The sequence below is a fragment of the Sphingorhabdus sp. EL138 genome (assembly GCF_945890115.1).
Taxonomy (GTDB): domain Bacteria; phylum Pseudomonadota; class Alphaproteobacteria; order Sphingomonadales; family Sphingomonadaceae; genus Sphingorhabdus_B.
The window spans coordinates 111,303-130,953 of record NZ_CAMDCK010000004.1 but is presented as its reverse complement, the minus strand read 5'-3'; the positions used below and the strand labels follow the sequence as shown (position 1 = coordinate 130,953).

Annotated in this window: 17 protein-coding genes; 9 read left to right on the top strand and 8 right to left on the bottom strand. The window is 56.3% G+C overall.

Translation table 11 applies throughout. The annotated features are described in order from the left end of the window. Window positions 1-20: 20 nt before the first annotated feature. Together hrpB and Q0O07_RS03205 are read left to right on the top strand one after the other, a co-directional pair. On the top strand, window positions 21-2,474 hold the full coding sequence (gene hrpB, locus Q0O07_RS03210) for an ATP-dependent helicase HrpB (protein WP_295490298.1): 2,454 nt from the start codon (window positions 21-23) through the stop codon (window positions 2,472-2,474). A gap of 56 nt (window positions 2,475-2,530) precedes the next feature. Next, entirely contained in the window at window positions 2,531-2,806 is a 276-nt protein-coding gene (locus Q0O07_RS03205) for an ETC complex I subunit (protein WP_295490296.1), read from the top strand. On the opposite strand, the gene Q0O07_RS03200 is transcribed toward Q0O07_RS03205, so the two are convergent. Genes Q0O07_RS03200 through Q0O07_RS03185 form a run of 4 tightly spaced genes read right to left on the bottom strand, consistent with a single transcriptional unit; the run spans window position 2,803 to window position 5,446 of the window. Continuing rightward, window positions 2,803-3,321: an NUDIX hydrolase gene (locus tag Q0O07_RS03200; RefSeq protein ID WP_295490293.1), complete on the bottom strand. Its 519-nt coding sequence runs from the start codon at window positions 3,319-3,321 to the stop codon at window positions 2,803-2,805. The two genes, Q0O07_RS03205 and Q0O07_RS03200, sit on opposite strands and share 4 nt — an antisense overlap. After that, on the bottom strand, window positions 3,318-4,007 hold the full coding sequence (locus tag Q0O07_RS03195) for a hypothetical protein (RefSeq protein WP_295490291.1): 690 nt from the start codon (window positions 4,005-4,007) through the stop codon (window positions 3,318-3,320). The genes Q0O07_RS03200 and Q0O07_RS03195 overlap by 4 nt, the downstream gene beginning before the upstream one ends. A gap of 11 nt (window positions 4,008-4,018) precedes the next feature. Next, window positions 4,019-4,816 carry a TPM domain-containing protein gene (locus tag Q0O07_RS03190; protein ID WP_295490288.1) on the bottom strand — a complete coding sequence of 266 codons (798 nt, stop codon included), beginning with the start codon at window positions 4,814-4,816 and terminating at the stop codon, window positions 4,019-4,021. Window positions 4,817-4,837: 21 nt separating this feature from the next. Then, window positions 4,838-5,446, bottom strand: a complete 609-nt coding sequence (locus Q0O07_RS03185; RefSeq protein ID WP_295490286.1) for a LemA family protein — start codon at window positions 5,444-5,446, stop codon at window positions 4,838-4,840. A gap of 254 nt (window positions 5,447-5,700) precedes the next feature. Here Q0O07_RS03185 and Q0O07_RS03180 point away from each other — a divergent pair, with 254 nt between their 5' ends. The 5 genes from Q0O07_RS03180 to Q0O07_RS03160 all read left to right on the top strand — a co-directional run bounded on the left by Q0O07_RS03180 (window position 5,701) and on the right by Q0O07_RS03160 (window position 11,065). After that, window positions 5,701-6,903, top strand: coding sequence for a serine hydrolase (locus tag Q0O07_RS03180; protein WP_295490283.1), 1,203 nt, complete (start codon window positions 5,701-5,703; stop codon window positions 6,901-6,903). A 138-nt stretch (window positions 6,904-7,041) separates the two neighbouring features. Then, window positions 7,042-8,151 carry a PotD/PotF family extracellular solute-binding protein gene (locus tag Q0O07_RS03175; RefSeq protein ID WP_295490281.1) on the top strand — a complete coding sequence of 370 codons (1,110 nt, stop codon included), beginning with the start codon at window positions 7,042-7,044 and terminating at the stop codon, window positions 8,149-8,151. A 3-nt stretch (window positions 8,152-8,154) separates the two neighbouring features. Continuing rightward, a complete protein-coding gene (locus Q0O07_RS03170) occupies window positions 8,155-9,069 on the top strand; it encodes an ABC transporter permease (protein WP_295490278.1) in 915 nt (304 codons plus the stop codon). Further along, window positions 9,069-9,905: an ABC transporter permease gene (locus Q0O07_RS03165; protein WP_295490275.1), complete on the top strand. Its 837-nt coding sequence runs from the start codon at window positions 9,069-9,071 to the stop codon at window positions 9,903-9,905. The genes Q0O07_RS03170 and Q0O07_RS03165 overlap by 1 nt, the downstream gene beginning before the upstream one ends. A 29-nt stretch (window positions 9,906-9,934) precedes the next feature. Next, a complete protein-coding gene (locus Q0O07_RS03160; RefSeq protein ID WP_295490272.1) occupies window positions 9,935-11,065 on the top strand; it encodes an ABC transporter ATP-binding protein in 1,131 nt (376 codons plus the stop codon). Window positions 11,066-11,076: 11 nt separating this feature from the next. Here the strand turns inward: Q0O07_RS03160 and Q0O07_RS03155 are convergent, their stop codons facing one another. From Q0O07_RS03155 to Q0O07_RS03140, 4 genes are all read right to left on the bottom strand, one after another. Then, window positions 11,077-11,880: an FKBP-type peptidyl-prolyl cis-trans isomerase gene (locus Q0O07_RS03155; RefSeq protein WP_295490270.1), complete on the bottom strand. Its 804-nt coding sequence runs from the start codon at window positions 11,878-11,880 to the stop codon at window positions 11,077-11,079. An 80-nt stretch (window positions 11,881-11,960) separates the two neighbouring features. Next, window positions 11,961-13,352, bottom strand: a complete 1,392-nt coding sequence (locus Q0O07_RS03150) for an aspartate aminotransferase family protein (protein ID WP_295490267.1) — start codon at window positions 13,350-13,352, stop codon at window positions 11,961-11,963. A 209-nt stretch (window positions 13,353-13,561) separates the two neighbouring features. Then, window positions 13,562-14,299, bottom strand: coding sequence for a gamma-glutamyl-gamma-aminobutyrate hydrolase family protein (locus Q0O07_RS03145; protein ID WP_295490264.1), 738 nt, complete (start codon window positions 14,297-14,299; stop codon window positions 13,562-13,564). Window positions 14,300-14,321: 22 nt separating this feature from the next. After that, complete coding sequence (locus Q0O07_RS03140; RefSeq protein ID WP_295490261.1) at window positions 14,322-15,488, bottom strand: isovaleryl-CoA dehydrogenase; 1,167 nt, start codon at window positions 15,486-15,488, stop codon at window positions 14,322-14,324. Between the two features lie 109 nt (window positions 15,489-15,597). Between Q0O07_RS03140 and Q0O07_RS03135 the strand changes: the two genes are divergently transcribed. Together Q0O07_RS03135 and Q0O07_RS03130 are read left to right on the top strand one after the other, a co-directional pair. Next, on the top strand, window positions 15,598-16,833 hold the full coding sequence (locus tag Q0O07_RS03135; protein WP_295490258.1) for an FAD-dependent oxidoreductase: 1,236 nt from the start codon (window positions 15,598-15,600) through the stop codon (window positions 16,831-16,833). A 107-nt stretch (window positions 16,834-16,940) separates the two neighbouring features. Next, window positions 16,941-19,637: a helicase-related protein gene (locus Q0O07_RS03130; protein ID WP_295490256.1), complete on the top strand. Its 2,697-nt coding sequence runs from the start codon at window positions 16,941-16,943 to the stop codon at window positions 19,635-19,637. The last annotated feature ends 14 nt before the right edge of the window (window positions 19,638-19,651 follow it).

Here is a 19,651-nt window from a genome sequence, read left to right as displayed (position 1 = left end):
CGGTGTCGTCCGCGCTGAACATGACCGAAGCATTGCCTGTCATGGCGGTTTTGCCCGATTTGCTGGCATCGTTGCGCGCGGCTCCCAACGCCGTTCTTATCGCCCCGCCGGGCGCTGGCAAAACGACGATGGTTGCGCCTGCTTTGTTGGCTGAGCCTTATTGCACTGGCCAAATCCTATTGCTGTCACCGCGCCGCTTGGCCGCGCGCATGGCGGCGGAACGTATCGCCGAAAATTTGGGCGAAACGGTCGGTGGACGCGTTGGATACGCGACACGGCTCGATAGCAAACATGGCCCGGATACCCGCATATTGGTGATGACCGAGGGTATTTTCCGCAATCGGATTATCAGTGATCCTGAGCTATCAAGCGTATCAGCTGTGTTGTTTGACGAAGTCCACGAACGCAGCATCGATAGCGATTTCGGGCTCGCGCTGGCGTTAGAGGCGCAAGCCGCTTTCCGGCCTGATCTGCGCTTGCTGGCAATGTCGGCCACTTTGGATGGTGCGCGTTTTTCAACCTTGATGGGCAATGCGCCGGTACTGGAAAGCGAAGGCAAAAGATGGCCTTTGGAATATCTATATGTCGGCCGCAGGACCGAACTGCCGATTGAAACCGACATTGTGCGCATATTGCGTCAGGCGCTATCGGAGCAGCAGGGCGATATATTGGCGTTTCTGCCCGGCGTGCGTGAGATTGACCGTGCCTTTGACGCTTTGGGTGATTGCGGTCCAGATATTGTGGTGCACAGGCTGCATGGGCAGATTGACCCAGCGGACCAGCGGCTTGCGGTCCGCCGCGACGCGCACGGCCGCCGCAAGGTCATTTTTGCCACAAACATTGCCGAGACCAGCCTGACCATCGACGGGGTGCGTGTCGTGGTCGACAGCGGCCTTGCACGACGCGCGCGCTTTGATCAGGCGGCTGGTGTCACGCGGTTGGTAACAGAGCGGGCAAGCCTGTCTGCCGCAACCCAGCGCGCCGGGCGTGCCGCGCGCCAACAGGCTGGCGTTGCCTATCGGCTGTGGCAGGAGGCAGGCAACGGGGGCCTGCCGCCATTCGACCCACCGGAGATTCTGGAGAGTGACCTTGCACCCTTATTGCTCGATTGTGCGCGTTGGGGCGAGCAAGACCCAGCAAAACTCCGTTGGCTTGATACGCCGCCCGCCGCCGCCGTGCAGCAAGCGCACAAATTGCTTTTGTCGGTTGATGCGCTGGATCCGCAAGGCCGCATCACGGAGCACGGAACCACGCTTGCCAACCTTCCCTTGCCGCCGAACCTTGCGCATATGGTTGTGACCGCTGCCCATTGCGGGCAAGCGCAGGACGCGGCGATGTTGGCGGTCTTATTGCAAGAGCGCGGCCTGGGCGGGCCAAGTGAGGATATTGAGGCACGCTTTGAACGCTTCGTGCGGGAACGTGGGCCAAAGGCAGACGCCGCACGCAAGCTAGCGGACCGCATTGCGCGGTTGTGCGGCGGTAATGCCGGGGTCGAGCCCTTGAGCATCGGCGGACTGATCGCCACAGCATTTCCTGAACGCATTGCGAAGCGCCGCGATGCCAAGGGCGAGAAATGGATTAGCGCAATGGGTCGCGGGCTTCAGCTTGATGCAGCGTCGCCTCTCGCAAGCGCGGAATGGCTTGCCGTTGCCGATGTGCAAGGTGCGGCTTCGGGCGCGCGGATATTGGCGGCGGCGGCGCTGACCGAGCCGGAAATCTTGGGGCGATTTGCGCATCGCATCATCTGTCAGGAAATCCTGTCTTATGACAGAAATGCTGACCGCGTGGAGGCACGCATGCAGCGGCGGCTTGGCGCGATTGTGCTGAGCGAGGGACGCGTCGAAAAGCCTGATCCTGAGGCCCTTGCCAATGCTTTGTTGGCCGCTGTGCAGGATATGGGAATCGACATGCTGCCTTGGTCTGTATCGGCCCGCGCGCTTCGGGAACGCGCGCTGTTCGCAGGCATTGCCGCGCTTAGTGACGATGCTTTGGCGCACAGCGCGGAACAATGGCTTCTACCCTTGCTCATTAAGGTGAACCGCCTGCGTGATGTTGCGCCATCGGCCCTGGCGCAAGCACTTGACAATATGCTCGGATGGGATGCGCGCACGCGCATTGACCAAATCGCGCCCGCTTCTTTCAAAAGCCCCGCCGGAACTGCGCATGATATCGATTATGCTGCCGAAGCTGGCCCAACGGTTGAATTGCGCGTGCAGGCTTTGTTCGGCCTTGATACCCACCCGTTGGTGGGCGTTGACCGCATACCACTCGTTCTTAGCCTAACCTCGCCTGCTGGCCGTCCTATTCAGACCACGCGCAACCTTCCCGAATTCTGGCGTGGAAGCTGGCGTGACGTGGCTAAAGAAATGCGCGGGCGTTACCCCAAACATAACTGGCCCGACGCGCCGTGGGAAAGTGTCGCCAGCCTCAAGACCAAAAAAGCACAAGCGCGCGATACGCCCCGCAACGCTTGACGACTCAGATGCTGTTCGGGCAAGGCGGTGGCGAATTAACCGTCAGGAAGCACAATATGTCCGCCCGCATCTTTCAACGCCCCAAAAATGCTATGCAGTCGGGAAGTGGTCGCCGCGAATGGGTGCTGGAATATGTTCCGGCAGAACCGCGCAAGGCGGATCCGCTGATGGGCTGGGCGGGATCAGGCGATACGCAATCGCAAGTGCAATTGACCTTCCCAAGCTTGGACGCAGCGCGCGCTTTTGCGGAGAAAAAGGGGATCGCGGCGACCTTTATCCCAGCGCCGCCTAAAACGCTGAAGCTGCAGGCTTATGCGGATAATTTTCGTTAAGCGATCATTCCGGGCAGCATCAGCAGTTTGACGTCAACGACGCAGCCCTCTGCGCGCTTTTCCTGAACAAATTTGGGCAAGTCCGCCAAGGCGACGCGGTGGACAATGATATTCTCACCATCAACACCGCCACCTTCGCTTACTTTGGTTAAACCATACGCGCGGACGAGCGAGAAGCTTTCGCTGACCATGCCGGGTGACGAGAAATACTCGCCAACAATCTCTAGGTGGTTGGCGCGATAGCCCGTTTCTTCTTCTAACTCGCGTGCCGCGGACACCAACGTGTCCTCACCCTCTTCATGGTCACCAATCAGACCTGCAGGCAGTTCAATACAATTTGCGCCAAGCGGAACGCGATATTGCTCGACGAGCAGGACTTGGCTGTCCTCCATAGCAAGGATCACCGCCGCCTTGATACCGCGCGCGCGGCTTACATATTCCCACTTTCCGCGCGTCTTCGCCGTGATGAAGCGACCTTGCCACATCACGGTTTCAACATCGTCTGGTTTCGTCATAATTCGATGAGCCTGTCGGGTAGTTCGTTGGGGTTTTCGCAGCCCTTCGGGAAATGTTCCGCTAGCACCACTCCCATTTGCGCCACAGCTGTCGCAACGCCAGCACCGGGATTTCCGGCCCTTACCTGATCTAGCAACGCAACCATTGCGTCACCCCAAACCTCTGGCGCAACCTTGGACGCGATTGCTGCGTCAGCCAAGATTTCCGCGCGATGCTCTTTCATCGACAGATACAAAAGCACGCCGGTTCGGTCCATTGTTTTGGATTCGGTTCCGACCTTAAACAGGCTCATCGCCCGGCGACGGACGCGTGCCAGCTTTGTCGCTTTGGGCGTGAGGGCCAGACGCAAGGGTATCCATTTTAGGATCAACCACGTTCCAACCCACTTCAATGCAACCGCAACCAACAAAATGGCGAGATATTCACTCATGGTATATGCATGGCCCCATCCACCCGACAAGCGGTTGATCAGGCCAATGTAAAACTCGGGAAAAGTTGCATACGTCGCCAAGGCAATAAATGCGACGGCGCTGGCCCATGCCATAGGGATGTCGTCATAATGGTCCGAAAGTTCCGTCACAATTGTAACGATTTCACCGCTTGTGTGTTGTTCCGCGTCGGCGACAGCAGCTGTCACCAAGGCATGGTCGGCTGCGCTCATTTGGCTGATTTTACGTAATGCCATGTTAAAATATCCTACCAACCACCTGACGCGCCGCCGCCGCCAAAGCTGCCGCCTCCGCCGCCAAAACCACCAAAGCCGCCGCCTCCAAAACTACTACCGCCACCGCCGCCAAACCCGCCGCCACCACCCCAGATGATGACTGGACCCATGCCGCCACGCCGATGCTTCCGCCCTCCACCATTCATGGAACGGAACATCGGCAGGAATACGAAGAAGATGAGGAAGAGCACAAAGATGATCGCGCCCAATGGGCCGCCTTTATCGCGTTTACGTGGCTGTTGGGCCGCGCTGGCGATCTTCGCTGCCTCGTCAGCGGGAAGTTCGAGTTGCGTAACGATGCGGTCAACGCCCGCATTGATGCCACCGGCAAAGTCGCCGACTTTAAAACGTGGCGTGATGTCGTTACGAATGATTGTCGATGACAGACCATCCGTCAGCACGGGTTCAAGGCCATAGCCCACCTCAATCCGCATTCTGCGTTCATTGGGGGCAATAATCAGGATCGCACCATTGTCCTTCTCGGTCTCGCCTTTGCCATCCTGACCCAGTGCCCATTCCCGACCCAGCCGGTAACCATAATCAGATATTTCATAACCTTCGAGGCTGCCCAGCGTTGCCACCACCAGTTGCCGCTTGGTGCGGGTTTCCAGTCCCGCCAGCTTGGCAGTGAGCGCGGCCTCTTGCTGCGGGTCAAGCAGATCTGCTTGATCCACCACACGACCCGTCAGCTTAGGAAAATTCTGAGCAACTGCTGCTTGGCCGGTGAGGGCCAGCAGCAGCGCAATCATAAGGCCAAGGGCCTTTTTCATATTCAATTCCCCAGATTGGCCTTAAGCCGCAGGTGCCATATCCAGCGTCGGTGCGGTCTCTGCACCTTGTGTTGTGGCTTGATAGGGAACCATCGGCTTTGCGCCGTGGATGATTTTAGCGCCAATGATGTCGGGGAATGTCCGAATGGTGGTATTGTACCCACGCACAGCTTCATTGTAATCGCGCAGCGTAATACGCACGCGGTTTTCCTGACCTTCCAACTGGTCTTGCAATTTCAAATAGCCTTCCTGGCTTCTTAATTGCGGATATTGCTCGACCGAAACCAGCAGGCGCGACAGGCTGCCCGACAATTGATTCTGTGCCGCCTGAAACGCTGCCATCTTTGCAGGATTGCTTAAGTCGTCAGGGTTGACCTGGATGTTGGGCGAGGTGGCTTGCGCACGCGCCTGTATGACTTCCGTCAGGGTCTTGTTTTCCTGCGCGGCCGCGCCTTTGACGATATTGGCTAGGTTGGGAATGAGGTTAGCGCGCTCTTGAAAAGCGGCCTGCACATCAGCCCACTTCGCTTTGGCATTTTCTTCAGCCGTCGGAACGCTGTTTATACCGCAGCCGGCTAACGAGGCCGCAGCAACGGGCACCAGAAGAAATTTCAAAAAGGTTTTACGCATCTAACGAACTCCTCCAATTGGTATAATGCCTAGAAATCCAGCCCATTAGCGGGCGTGTGTTAGACACATAAGGCGCGTTATGGTCTTTCGCAATGACTGTCGTCGTTTGCGCGGTCAAATTTAACAACGCGGCTTGATGATGAATTAGCTTCGCTTTGGCGCTGTTTTCTGATGTATTGCAAAAGTAGATTTAGCGGCGGCGGCATCCTTGCTGCGCCGGTCGCTTTACGCTTAAGGTAAATTGGGGGAGCAGGATGAAAAAATGGATATTCGGGATTTTGTTGGTCATCGTATCGGCAGCGGGCGGTTTCTGGGTCAGTGCGGACAAGGATATGAAAGCGCTCCTGTCCAGCCTACCAACGGACGCTAACGTGCTGTTCTGGAGCGTTGAACAACGCGACGCCGCGTTTCGCACGATGGACCGGATCCCCATCCTTGCCAAAGCCAATGTCATTGCGAAAGGCGACAAGGTATATCCTTTGCCCAAGGGCACGCCGCTGACGATCGCTACGGATGTCGACGCCTATATGAAGGCGCAACGCACCGCTGGGTTGGTCATCATTCAGGATGGCAAAATACGGATGGAAAAATATGGCCTCGATTTTGGGCCAGAGGGTAAATGGACGAGCTTCTCTGTCGCGAAATCCTTCACCTCGACCTTGGTCGGCGCGGCGATAAAAGACGGATATATCAAAAGCATCGATGACAAGGTGTCGGCCTATATCCCCGATCTCAAGGGCTCTGCTTATGATGATGTCACCATCGAACAATTGCTGACGATGACCTCCGGCGTTAAATGGAATGAGGATTATGAGGACCCCAAGTCCGACGTTGCTTTGTTCAACACGCACAAGGCCGAAAATGGCATGGACGTCACGGTGAGCTATATGCGCAAATTGCCGCGTGAGGCACCGGCGGGCACAAAATGGGTCTACAAAACTGGTGAAACCAATTTGATCGGCGTGTTGGTCAGTTCCGCCACGAAGAAGACCTTGTCCGCTTATCTGTCCGATAAGCTATGGGCACCATTTGGTATGGAACAGGACGCAAGCTGGCTATTGGGTACGACCGGGCACGAGATCAGCGGTTGCTGCATTCAGGCATCAACCCGCGATTATGCACGTTTTGGCGTGTTCATGCTGGGTGGGGCGAAGGTCAACGGCGCAAGCATCTTACCCGACGATTGGATAGCGCCCGCAACAAGCAAGCAGGCCGACATAGATATGCCCGGTAAAGGCTATGGTTATCAATATTGGACCTATGACGATGGCAGTTACGCCGCCCAAGGCATTTTCGGGCAGGGCATCTTCATTGACCCTAAGCGCAACCTTGTGATCGCATCGAACAGTAACTGGCCCAAGGCAACTGATCCCAATACAGTCGGTGTACAGCGGGAGGCCTTTTACAAGGCTGTTCAAGCAGCGGTCGATGCAGAGGCAAAGACGCCCGTCAAATAGTTATGTTGCGGTGCAAAATAATTGCGATATGTCGTAACTTAATTGCGCTGCAAAACATGGAAAAAAGGGGCTTTTCTAAGTCTTGATATTAGTTCAGCATGTCCGCTTCACACATGGGTTCTCAGTGGGAGATTAGCGATGGATTTCAAGACATTTTTGCACGCGGGTAGCAATCGGCGCGCCATGCTGAAGGGCATGGGCGTTGCGGCTGTCGGATTTTCATTAACGGGTGCGCTCGCTGGATGTGGCGAGAAAGAGGCTGCAAAGCTTGCCAATGGCGAAGAGGCCAAGCTGAACTTTTATAACTGGGACACCTATATTGGTGAGACCACTTTGGAGGATTACAAGGACAGCGCAGACGTTGATGTGAACATGACCTTGTTCGCTAGCAATGACGAATTATTTGCCAAGCTGCGCGCGGGCAACCAAGGCTATGACGTTATCGTCCCATCAAACGACTTTGTTGAGCGCATGGCAGCCGCGGATATGCTGGTTGAAATCGACAAGGCGCAGATCCCTAATTTCAAGAATGTCGCGCCTGAGTATCAGGATGTGCCTTATGATCCGGCGCGCAAATATTCCATGCCGTACACTTGGCTTGCGCTGGGCATTGGCTATCGCAAGTCCAAGGTGAAGTCGGTGCCCGATAGCTGGAAAGTGCTGTTTGACAGTGACGAGTATAAGGGCCGCCTTGCGGTGCTGTCCGAAGCGGGCGACATGTTCCGGTTATATGGCAAATATCTGGGTAAATCGGTCAACGGCCTGACCGACGCTGATATCAAAATGATTGAAGCGATGATGATCAAGCAAAAGCCGAATATTAAATCCTTTCATGAAGACAATGGCCAGGATCTATTGCTGAAGGGCGAGGTCGATCTCGTCCTTGAGTATAATGGCGATATTGCTCAGATTATGACCGAAGAACCCGATATTGGCTTTGTCATTCCCAAGGAAGGCAGTCAGTTAAACTCGGACAATTTGTGCATTCCAAAGGGTGCGCCGCATCCGAAAAATGCCCATGCGTTCATTAACTATTTGCTGGATGCTGAGGCTGGTAAGAAGATAACTGAGACAATTCTATACCCAACGCCCAATGCGGCGGCAAAGGCGCTGATGCCCGATGATTATAAAAATAATCCGGTCATTTTCCCGCCCGCCGCGGTTCTGGCGAAATGTGAATATGCCAAATTCAATCCAGATCTGCAGCCGAAATATGAGGAGGCGTTTACGCGCATCCGGGCGGCTTGATTAATGTCAGGGCCGATGCAGGACTGGAAAAGCCAGAAGAAGCCTTTTGCTGCCGTTGCCACGGCACCGGTGTTCTGGATTGCCCTGTTCTTCATCGCGCCCATGACCATCGTGTGGCTCTACAGCTTTGGGCAGAATGCGGGTCCAGCCGAGATTGATATCTCCGGCACGCTCGACAATTACAAGCGCGCGACCGAGTGGCTGTATCTTTCCATCTTCCTCAAAAGCCTTGCGGTGGCCGCGCTCACGACATTGATTTGCCTCATCATTGGCTTTCCCGTGGCGATGGCAATCACCTTTGCCGCACCCAAATGGCGGCCTTGGTTGCTGCTGGGCGTCATGCTGCCCTTTTGGACCAATTTGTTGATTCGCACTTATGCGCTGATGGCGTTGATGGGCACGAACGGCTATATGAACAAGGGGCTGGGCGGGCTGTGGGACGGCGCGAGCTGGTTGCGTACTTTGGTAGGCATGCAACCATTGGATGCATGGACGCCCGTGCAGTTGCTCTACAATAATTTCGCGGTCGTATTGGGGCTGGTATATGTGCATTTGCCCTTCATGGTATTGCCCTTATATTCGGCGCTCGACCGGCTGGATAAAAACCTGATTGAGGCCAGCCTTGATTTGGGCGCAGGCCATTTCAAAACCTTCATGCAAGTCGTAGTCCCGCTCGCGGCCCCCGGTATTGTGGCTGGCGTTATGATCACGCTCATTCCGGCATTGGGGGCGTATCTCACGCCCGACCTGATGGGCGGCACCGACAGTCAGATGATTGCGAATGTTATTGAACGGCAGTTCAAGCGCGCCAATGACTGGCCGTTTGGCGCGGCTTTGTCCTTCCTGCTTATCTACGCAATGTTCATTCTGATTGCGCTGCAATCGATGCGGTCGAACAAAGTGAGGGAGGCGCGCTGATGTTTAACCGCACCGCCATCGCCCCGCTTGAATATACCCGCACGCTGTGGATGCGCAGTTGGGTTGGGCTGATCATGCTGTTCCTCTATGCGCCGCTGATTGTCTTGATGATTTTCAGCTTTAACGACAGCAAGCGCAACGTCGTGTGGAAGGGTTTCACGCTCAAATATTATGAAAAAGCGCTCAACAATGACAGTCTGGTCGAAGCGATGGTCAATTCGCTCACCATCGCGTTCTTGGCGACGATCATCAGCTTAGTCATCGGCGCACTGGCTGCGGTTATGCTCTGGCGCTTCCGTTTTCCGTTCAAGGGGCTGGTCGAAGGCACCATGTCCTTGCCGATCATCGTTCCTGAAATCTGCTTGGGCGTCGCGTTTTTGATCTTTTTTGCCATGGTTGACTGGCCAACCGACCTGCCATGGCCGCTCAACCTGTCTGCCATCACTATCGCGCACATTACGTTCTGTTTTCCTTTTGTTGCGATGGTCGTGCGTGCCCGCTTGGCGAGTTTTAACAAGGAAGAGGAAGAGGCCGCAAAGGACCTTGGCGCAACCGAGTGGCAGGCGTTTCGTGATGTCCTGCTGCCGCATATAAAGCCGTCTTTGGTGGCAGGGGCATTGCTTGCCTTCACACTCAGCCTCGACGATTTCGTCATTACCTTTTTCACCAGCGGTCCTGACACCATTACCTTCCCGGTAAAGGTCTATTCGATGGTCCGCTTCTCGGTCACGCCAGAGGTTAATGCCGCGTCGACCATCCTCATCATTCTCACTGTCGCCCTGACCTTCATCGCCCTGAAATATCAGGGTGTGAAGGGCATATCGGACGCCCATTGAGACGCGCCCACCGCCCACGGAAAACTGATATGACCGAAACCAAAATACCCATCATCCAAATCCGCAATGTGTCCAAACGCTTTGGCAAGGTGACGGCGGTCGATAATGTCAGTCTCGATATCCGCGCCGGCGAATTTTTCGTCCTGCTTGGCCCTTCGGGCTGCGGCAAGACGACTTTGCTGCGGATGATCGCTGGGTTTGAATTGCCGACCGAAGGGCAGATCCTGATCGATGGACAAGATATGAGCCTTGTCCCGCCGAACAAGCGGCCTGTGAACATGGTGTTTCAAAGCTATGCTGTGTTTCCGCATATGAACGTGACCGATAATGTGGGTTATGGATTGCGCATAGCCGGCGTATCGAAAGGCGAAATTCGCGACCGTGTAGCGGAGGCGCTGCAGCTGGTGAAGCTGGGCGGGTTTGAGGACCGGATGCCCGACCAGATGTCAGGCGGGCAGCGTCAACGCGTTGCGCTTGCCCGCAGCTTGGTCATGCGGCCAAAGGTATTATTGCTTGATGAACCGCTGTCCGCGCTCGACGCAAAATTGCGCGCGCAAATGCAATTCGAACTGGCGGATTTGCAGGACAAGGTCGGCATTACCTTCGTCACCGTCACCCATGATCAAGACGAGGCTTTGTCGATGGCAAGCCGTGTTGCGGTAATCAACAAAGGCGAAGTTGCACAACTCGCGCCACCATCGGATCTTTACGAATATCCTGCCAACCGCTTTGTGGCGGATTTCGTGGGTTCGGTGAACATATTTGAAGGCACGCTGACGCTGGATGAACCCGATAAGGCCGCGGTCGATTGCCCCGGCCTTGGTAAGGTTTACCTGAACCATGGTGTTACTGGACCCCATGGAGCAAATGTCTGGATCGCGTTGCGCCCCGAAAAAATTTACCTGCACGTTCCCGGCGAGGGTAAAGCGGTCCGCGCCGCTGCCCAAGACGCACCCGACGGCCACAATCTCGCGCGCGGCACGATTAAGGGTATGAGCTATCTTGGCGATGTCACTTTATATGATATTCAACTTGAAGGCGGCCAAATCATCCGCGTTAGCCGCCCCAATTTGTCTCGCCATGACCAAGATGACTTCACCTGGGAGGATAAGGTCAGCATGCACTGGCGCGCGGACAGTCCGGTTGTTTTGTTAAGTTAGAGGGCTCGTTCTCACTTGTCACCGCTTGGTGCAGGCCGCAAATCGATCAACGTGACGATGATGTTGCTTTCTGCCGCTCCGTCGTCGGTCTTTGGCATACAGAAACGGTAAGCTGACCCTGTCTGCATCATTTTCAGGCTTTCGCTGAAAATTGGGGATGCCTGACTCAACGGGATTTTTTCCCACTCGCTTTTTTGCTGCACGACGCCGGACGCGGCGTCAAAGATGGTGAAGTCGACAAGCGCAATGTCCCCATCGATCGGCTTTTTGCCCGCAGTGGATTTCACGACTTCGAAACCGAGGCCCGTTGCGGTGGATTGCGAACACGCGCGTTCGGCGGCGGGAATGATTGGCTTTCGTGGCGGATTAGTGAAGGACAGCAGGTCAACCTCAAACACCAAATCGGCATTGGCTGGAATAGGGCCGGTGCCCGCTGCGCCATAGCCAAGCGCCGCAGGGATGCAGAGGCGATAGCTGCCGCCAGCCTGCATCAATTGCAGGCCCTGTGCAAATCCGGGAATGACCCCGCCAACGGGGAATTGGGCCCCTTGGCCGGAATCAAATTCGGTACCGTCGGCGGTCAGCATGCCTTTATAATTCACGGTGACCTTGGAATCGGCATTTGGCTGTTCACCTTTGCCCGGCTTGATGACGGTGTAGGATAGCCCTTCGGCGGTTGTTGTTGTGCACGAAAGCACTGGTGGCTTGGGCTTAACCGCGACGGGCGCGGCGGCTTGTGCCGGTGCGAATGCAAGGAGCAGGGCGGGGGTGAGGGCTGCCGTGATTAACGCGCGCTTTAATGTTGGTGTTGTCATGGTTGCCTTTGGTAAAGATTGGATGGGGTTTGTCTAGCGAGAAGAAACCTTAGTGCTGAGCTGCACTTTCTTACTCCCCTTTATCCAATCGCCCGCAATTTCGGCTCCGCTTCATCAAGGGACTTGCGAATAATCCCTACCAGCTCGTCAATTTGGGCCGTGTTGATAATCAGTGGCGGGCACATGACAATGCTATCACGGATTCCGCGCACCATCAGGCCATTACGGATACAGATATCGCGGACGAGCGGGCCTGCTGTGCCTTCTGCACCGCCAAAGCGCGCGCCGGTTGCCTTGTCTGCAACAACCTCGATCGCGCCAAGCAAGCCGATGGAGCGCGCTTCACCAACCAACGGGTGGTCACGCAAGGGAGCCAGTGCTTTGGCGAGATATGGCCCAGTTTCGTTCCGGACCTTGTCGACCAAGCCTTCGCGCTCCATGATCTCGATATTGCGTAAGGCGACTGCAGACGCGACGGGGTGGCCCGAATAAGTATACCCATGGACGAAGTCGCCGCCGGTTTTCATTACCTTAATGATATCGGCGCTGACCGCCACGGCGGAGATCGGGAGATATCCCGACGACAGCCCCTTGGCCATCGCGATAATGTCGGGTTGGATGCCCATGGTTTCATGGCCCCAGATATTGCCAGTCCGTCCAAAGCCGCAGATGACCTCATCACAAACCAATAATATGCCATATTTCCGGCAAATTGCCTCGACCTGCGGCCAATAATTGGCGGGCGGGATGATGACACCGCCAGCGCCTTGTACGGGTTCGCCAATGAAGGCTGCGACATTTTCCGGGCCGACCTCTAATATCTTGTCTTCAATCGCCTGCGCGCATGCCGTGCCAAAATCCTCGGGCGTCATGTCGCGGCCTTCATTATACCAATAAGGTTGGCGCACATGTTCAATGCCTGCCATCGGCAAGATGCCCGGCGCGGGGAAGCCTTGACCATGCATCGCCTTCATACCGCCCATGCTGACGCCCGCGACCGTAGAGCCATGATAGGCATTATGGCGGCTGATGATGATGGTGCGGCTATGTGCGCCCTTCACTTGCCAATAATGGCGGACCATGCGCAATATGGTGTCATTGGCTTCGGAGCCGGAGCTGTTGAAAAACACATGCGGCAGGCGGCCTCCCGTCAGGCTGGCAATCTTGTCTGCTAGCATGATCGCGGGCGCGTTCGCGGTTTTGAAGAAGCTGTTATAATAAGGCAGCTCACGCATTTGTTCGCGCGCGACCTCGGCCAATTCGTCACGGCCATAGCCGACATTGACGCACCACAGGCCAGCCATGCCGTCCAATATGCGGTTGCCGTCGCCGTCGTGAATATAACAGCCTTCGGCATGGGTGATGATTCGGCTTCCGCCCAGATCCTCTATTTCTTGCCAATCGGCTTGTGCAGGCAAATGGTGGGCGATGTCCAAACGGCGTAGTTCGGCGATGTCGTAATTGCGTGGCATGAAAAGGTCTCCTGAATATTCCCCTCCCGCAGGCGGGAGGGGTTAGGGGAGGGTGCGAGCCGCAGGCGAGCTATTTAATTTAGCCGTTGCAGGCCCACCCCCAGCCCCTCCCGCTTGTGGGAGGGGAGCGATAGGCAGCGCCCAAATCTGTATTCAGGGTGAAAAGCCTATCCGCGCTTGATAGCGATTATATCGGGTCACTTTGTTGTTCACAATTCACCTCTTAACGCTTTTCCCAAAAGGTGGAAATAGATTTGCGAATCTGGGTCATTTTCTGTGTTCCATTCGGGGTGCCATTGCACCGCCAGCAAGGGCGCGCCGTTGGGCCGTGCGCTATAGGCCTCCACCAAACCATCGGGCGCGCTTGCTTCGATATGCAGACCATCTGCCAAGCGACCAATCCCTTGATAATGAACCGAGTTCACGTCCAGCAGGCTTTTGCCATAAGCCTTGGCCAAAACGCCGCCATCGGCAAGATCGACCGCATGGCGATGATCGAACATTGCGTCAAAGGCGACATCATCCGGCGCATGGTGGCGAATCAGCGTATCATTAATGCTGGTGTCGCGGCGTAAGCTTCCACCCAAAGCGACGTTGATTTCCTGAAAACCCCGGCAAATGCCGAACACCGGTTTTTGCGCATCTATCATGCGGTCGACCATCGACATGGCAATCTCATCGCGACCGTCATCATAGGGTCCGTCGCCGCCATCTTCGCCATAAAGCCGCGTTGCGACGTTCGATGGGCTACCCGTCAGCAATATGCCGTCTATCCGCGGTGCGACATCTGCGGCGGTCATCAGGTCGGGCAGGGAAGGAATGATCAACGCTGCAACATCGGCATAGGCCATGGCCGCGCGGATATAGCGGTTCATGACGGCCTGGGCGACTTCGCTGCCGACCATGCGGTTGCAGGCGATAACACCCAAGACAGGACGTGCCGTCATAAAAGGCTGTCGACCAACGCGCTCATCCAGCCGCTCCGATCAGCTCCCGGCCAATCAGCATCCGCCGAATCTCATTTGTGCCCGCACCAATGTCGAGCAATTTGGCATCGCGCCAATAGCGCTCGACGGGCCAATCCTTGGTATAGCCAGCGCCGCCAAGGGCCTGAATGGCTTCCCCAGCGACCTTCACCGCGCTTTCGCTGGCGAGCAGGATTGCGCCTGCCGCATCAAAGCGCGTGGTCTGCCCAGCGTCACATGCCCGCGCTACATTGTAGACATAGCTGCGGGCGGAATTGAGCGCGACATACATGTCGGCGACTTTCGCCTGCATCAGCTGGAAACTGCCAATGGGTTTACCGAATTGCTTGCGTTCGCGCACATAAGGCAGGACCACATCCAAGCAAGCCTGCATCACGCCAAGTTGAAGTCCGGCAAGCACAACGCGTTCGTAATCCAGCCCGGACATCAATACGCCAACGCCGCCATGCAGCGGGCCCATCATCTGTTCATCGGATACGAAGCAATCGTTGAACACCAGTTCCGCCGTTGGCGAACCGCGCATCCCGACCTTGTCGATTTTCTGGCCAATGGAAAAACCCTCCATGCCTTTTTCAATCAGAAACGCGGTGATGCCGCGCGATGCAGCCTCTGGCGCGGTCTTGGCATAGACTACCAAAGTGTCGGCATAAGGCGCGTTGGTGATCCAGTATTTGGTGCCGTTCAGAATATAGCCGCCTTGAACCGCTTCTGCCTTCAGCTTCATGGACACAACATCTGAACCTGCGCCCGCTTCGGACATGGCAAGGCTGCCAACATGTTCGCCCGAAATCAGCTTAGGCAGATATTTCGCCTTTTGCTCCGGCGAGGCCCAGCGCGCAATTTGGTTGACGCACAGGTTGGAATGCGCGCCGTAGGAAAGGCCGATGGAGGCAGAGGCGCGGCTGACTTCTTCGACCGCGACAACATGTTCCAAATAGCCAAGGCCAAGGCCGCCATCGGCTGCATCAACGGTTATTCCATGCAGGCCGAGTTCGCCCATGGCGCGCCACAGCTCATCCCTGGGGAACCAGTCATTCGCATCGATTTTGGCCGCGAGCGGCGCGATTTTATCCGTTGCAAAACGTTGCGTCGTTTCGCGGATCATGTCGGCATTATCGCCAAGGGCAAAGTCCAATGTCATGCTTGTCATGACCTTACTCTGCCAGTTAATTACATATGCTGCAAGCATAGGACTAGCCAGTGGGCGACCTTTTGCTTACCGCTGTTCCGATGTTTTTTAAGCAGGCGAATCTTCACTAATGCATTATGATATTCTTATTGTCGGCGGCGGCCATGGCGGCGCGCAGGCCGCGATTGCGTTACGGCAGGCCAAATATGAGAGCAGCATTGGCGTGGTAAACGCTGAGCCTGAATATCCCTATGAACGCCCGCCTTTGTCGAAAGATTATTTCGCGGGCGATAAAGCGTTTGAACGTATCATGATCCGCCCGGCGGCTTTCTGGGCGGAACGCGGCGTCGATATGATGTTAGGCATGCGCGTGGACGCTGTCGATCCATCTGCCCATAAGGTGACACTGTCTGATGGGGCGGACATTTCTTATGGCAAGATGATTTGGGCAACAGGCGGCAGTCCGCGATCATTGCCTGTTGAGGGGGGCAATCTGCCCGGGATGCACGTTGTACGCTCGCGCGCTGATGTGGACCGCATGCTTGACGGTCTCGATAATGTCGCTGACATCGCGATTGTGGGCGGCGGCTATATTGGGCTTGAGGCGGCGGCCGTACTCCGGAAAATCGGCAAGAAAGTCACTGTGCTGGAGGCGATGGACCGCGTTTTGGCGCGGGTTGCAGGCGAACCATTATCGCGTTTTTACGAGGCTGAGCATCGCGCGCATGGCGTGGACGTGCGCTTGGGCGTTGAAATCAGTGGCATAGAGGGCAACGATTTTGTCACGGGTGTGCGCTTGGCTGATGGTGAAGTGATCCCCGCCCACATGGTCATTGTCGGCATTGGCATCATCCCCGCTGTTGCGCCTTTGCTGACGGCGGGCGCGGCTGGCGGGGCGGGGGTTGATGTTGATGCTTATTGCCGGACGTCCTTGCCGGATATCTATGCCATTGGCGACTGCGCGGCTCATGCCAATGATTTTGCAGGCGGCAACGTCATGCGCGTTGAATCGGTCCAGAACGCCAATGATATGGCGAACGCCGTTGCCAAAAGCCTGACCAATGAACTGACGCCCTATCACTCGGTGCCATGGTTTTGGTCCAACCAATATGATTTGCGCCTTCAAACAGTGGGCATCAGCGCGGGGTATGATTCCATGGTGTTGCGCGGCGACCCAGATACGCGCAGCTTCTCTGTGGTCTATCTAAAGGCCAATAAAGTCATCGCGCTCGACTGTGTCAACGCGACCAAGGATTATGTCCAGGGCCGCCTGTTCGTGACCGAAGGCCTGTCGCCCAGGGTTGAACAATTAGCCGATACCAACGTGCCATTGAAGGAACTCGCTGCAGCGTTGATGGCCAACTGATGTAAATTTTGCCCCCAGTGCGTTCCGCCCTCACGGCCATTTTAGGCCCAACCAATACTGGCAAGACACATCTTGCTGTCGAACGGATGTGCGCGCACTCCAGTGGGATGATTGGGTTTCCGTTGCGCTTGCTGGCGCGGGAAATTTACGACCGCGTTGTCGCCATGAAGGGCGAACAGAATGTTGCTTTGATAACGGGTGAAGAGCGGATTGAACCGCCGCAAGCCCGCTGGTATTGCTGCACTGTTGAAAGCATGCCCATTCAGAAGGAGTTTGCCTTCGTCGCCATAGACGAGGCGCAATTGGGTGCCGACCCCGAACGTGGGCATATTTTTACCGACCGAATATTGCATGCGCGTGGGCGGGAGGAAACGATGATCCTGGGCTCGGAAAGTCTCCGCCCGATTATCCGCGCGTTGCTGCCCGATGCTGAAATCATCTCCCGCCCGCGATTTTCGACGTTGAGCTATGCTGGCGCGAAGAAGCTGTCGCGCTTGCCGAAACGGTCAGCGATCGTCACCTTTTCAATCGAGCAGGTATATGCCGTGGCGGAGACTTTGCGCCGAATGCGCGGTGGCGCTGCGGTCGTCATGGGGGCGTTGTCCCCGCGGACGCGCAATGCGCAAGTCGCGATGTTCCAATCGGGCGAGGTGGATTATCTCGTGGCTACTGACGCCATTGGCATGGGGTTGAACCTTGATGTCGCGCATGTCGCGTTCGTCGGCCTGTCCAAATTCGATGGCTCTCGCCGCCGACGCCTGACAGTCGCCGAAATGGCGCAAATCGCGGGCCGCGCTGGTCGCCATCAGCGCGACGGAACATTCGGGACGTTGGCTGGCGAAGGCAGCGAATTCACGCCCGAAGAAGTGTTGGCGATTGAAGGGCACAGCTTCCCGCGTCTGTACTGCTTGTATTGGCGTGAGGCCAAGCCGCGCTTTAACGATATTGCGACGCTGATAGCGGATTTGGAGAAGAAGCCGAATCGTCCAGGGCTATTGCCAGCGCCCAAGGTTATAGATTTGCTGGTGCTCAAGCGTTTGGCCGAAATGCCCGATGTGAACGCTCTGATCCGCCATCAAGTCGATGTTGCGCGGCTTTGGGAAGTCGCGTGCCTGCCTGACTTCCGCCAAATGGGCGAGGAACATCACAGCCGCTTCGTCGCGTCGCTGTGGCAATATCTCGGGCAAAATGACCGCGTCATTCCGCAAGGCGTCTATGCCAGCGAACTCGCGCGGCTCGACAATATTCAAGGCGATGTCGATACGCTCTCGGCGCGAATCGGGGCAGTGCGGACATGGACTTATATTGCCCATCGCAGCGATTGGTTAACCAATCCGCCCGCCATGGCAGAGCGCGCACGCGCGTTGGAGGAAAAATTATCGGACGCGTTGCACGATGCATTGCGCCAGCGATTTGTCGATAAACGCACATCGATGCTGTTGCGGAAAAACGCGACGGATGTTGGGTTGTTGCCCGTGGAGATTAAAGCTGACACACATGTTCTGGTCGATGGAGAAGACATTGGTACTTTACGGGGCTTTGCGTTTCGGGTTGACCCGGCGGCCAAAGCAAGTGACCGTAAGCTTTTATTGGCAGCCGCCGAACGGCATTTGGCAGCATATTTGAGACAAAAGGCAAAGGACGTAAGCATGGCAGAGGACAGCGAATTCTCGCTCGCGGCGGATGGAGAAGGCAAGCCCGCCATTTTCTGGCAGGGCGAAATACTGGGTGTGCTGACTAAGGGGCGGACGTTGATGCAACCTGCGTTTACCCCAGTGAAGGCTGTTTCCGGCCTGGAAGGTGACGCGTTGCGTGAAATCACAACGCGCGCCGAAAGCTGGATTGCAACGCAATTGGCCAAATCCATGGGCGGCATAATTGGGCTGTTGGAACTCGCGCAACAAGTAGATGTCGACGGCAATGTCCGCGCGCTTGCGGTGCGATTGGCAGACGAGGGTGGCATTGCGGGCCGACAGTATCTGGCCGACGCAATTGCGGCATTACCTAAGGAAGCCCGTGGCGCTGCGCGTAAGGGTGGCATCGTCTTTGGTGCGCTCGATATATATCACCATGCCGCCTTGAAACCAGCGGCGGCCAAATGGCGTGCAGCATTATTTGCGGCGCGCGATAACCGCGCAATGCCAGAACTCCCGCCCGAAAGCGCCGTGCATTTGAAGGCGTGGAATTTTGCCAGTGCGTCCGAAGCACGCAACGCTGGTTATCGGCGGATTGGCGACGAATATGTCCGCATTGACCTCGCCGAGCGGGTTATCAAAAAAGCGCATGAAGCACGGGGACGGGGTAATTTATTTGGCATGGACATGGCCTTCGCCACGTCGCTGGGGATTAGCGAGAACGGGTTGAAGGCCCTGATGCGCGACGCAGGCTTCCGTCCGGCGGAAAAGGCACCAGAGCCGCAGCTTGTTGAGGCTGAGACTGAGGCAGTCTCTGACATTATTCCCGAGGCGGTAGAAATATTGGCAGAGGAAGGCGTTCCAACCCCCGAAGCTGAGGTCGCAGAAACAACGGTTGCTGCCGAACCTGAAGCGAGCACCCAAGAGCCCGATGCGCCGCCAGCAGCTGAGCCACAAGCCATCACCCTGACGCATTGGCGCTGGGTCGGCTTGCCAAAGCCACGGCCGCCCGAACAGCGTCAGCCGCGCGCCAAGCCGCAACACCAAAAATCACAGACCACAGGCAAGCCACAAGCCAAACCCGAGCGCGCACCGGTTGCTGCCAAGCAAAGTGCTCCTTTATCATCCCTTGCGTTACAATTGGCGGCGCTTAAGGGGCTTAAACTCTAAACGGCCGGTGCGAA

Coding starts and splice junctions, on each gene's coding strand:
- hrpB (WP_295490298.1), top strand. CDS start 21: ATGACCGAAGCATTGCCTGTCATGGCGGTTTTGCCCGATTTGCTGGCA.
- Q0O07_RS03205 (WP_295490296.1), top strand. CDS start 2,531: ATGTCCGCCCGCATCTTTCAACGCCCCAAAAATGCTATGCAGTCGGGA.
- Q0O07_RS03200 (WP_295490293.1), bottom strand. CDS start 3,321: ATGACGAAACCAGACGATGTTGAAACCGTGATGTGGCAAGGTCGCTTC.
- Q0O07_RS03195 (WP_295490291.1), bottom strand. CDS start 4,007: ATGGCATTACGTAAAATCAGCCAAATGAGCGCAGCCGACCATGCCTTG.
- Q0O07_RS03190 (WP_295490288.1), bottom strand. CDS start 4,816: ATGAAAAAGGCCCTTGGCCTTATGATTGCGCTGCTGCTGGCCCTCACC.
- Q0O07_RS03185 (WP_295490286.1), bottom strand. CDS start 5,446: ATGCGTAAAACCTTTTTGAAATTTCTTCTGGTGCCCGTTGCTGCGGCC.
- Q0O07_RS03180 (WP_295490283.1), top strand. CDS start 5,701: ATGAAAAAATGGATATTCGGGATTTTGTTGGTCATCGTATCGGCAGCG.
- Q0O07_RS03175 (WP_295490281.1), top strand. CDS start 7,042: ATGGATTTCAAGACATTTTTGCACGCGGGTAGCAATCGGCGCGCCATG.
- Q0O07_RS03170 (WP_295490278.1), top strand. CDS start 8,155: ATGTCAGGGCCGATGCAGGACTGGAAAAGCCAGAAGAAGCCTTTTGCT.
- Q0O07_RS03165 (WP_295490275.1), top strand. CDS start 9,069: ATGTTTAACCGCACCGCCATCGCCCCGCTTGAATATACCCGCACGCTG.
- Q0O07_RS03160 (WP_295490272.1), top strand. CDS start 9,935: ATGACCGAAACCAAAATACCCATCATCCAAATCCGCAATGTGTCCAAA.
- Q0O07_RS03155 (WP_295490270.1), bottom strand. CDS start 11,880: ATGACAACACCAACATTAAAGCGCGCGTTAATCACGGCAGCCCTCACC.
- Q0O07_RS03150 (WP_295490267.1), bottom strand. CDS start 13,352: ATGCCACGCAATTACGACATCGCCGAACTACGCCGTTTGGACATCGCC.
- Q0O07_RS03145 (WP_295490264.1), bottom strand. CDS start 14,299: ATGACGGCACGTCCTGTCTTGGGTGTTATCGCCTGCAACCGCATGGTC.
- Q0O07_RS03140 (WP_295490261.1), bottom strand. CDS start 15,488: ATGACAAGCATGACATTGGACTTTGCCCTTGGCGATAATGCCGACATG.
- Q0O07_RS03135 (WP_295490258.1), top strand. CDS start 15,598: ATGCATTATGATATTCTTATTGTCGGCGGCGGCCATGGCGGCGCGCAG.
- Q0O07_RS03130 (WP_295490256.1), top strand. CDS start 16,941: ATGATTGGGTTTCCGTTGCGCTTGCTGGCGCGGGAAATTTACGACCGC.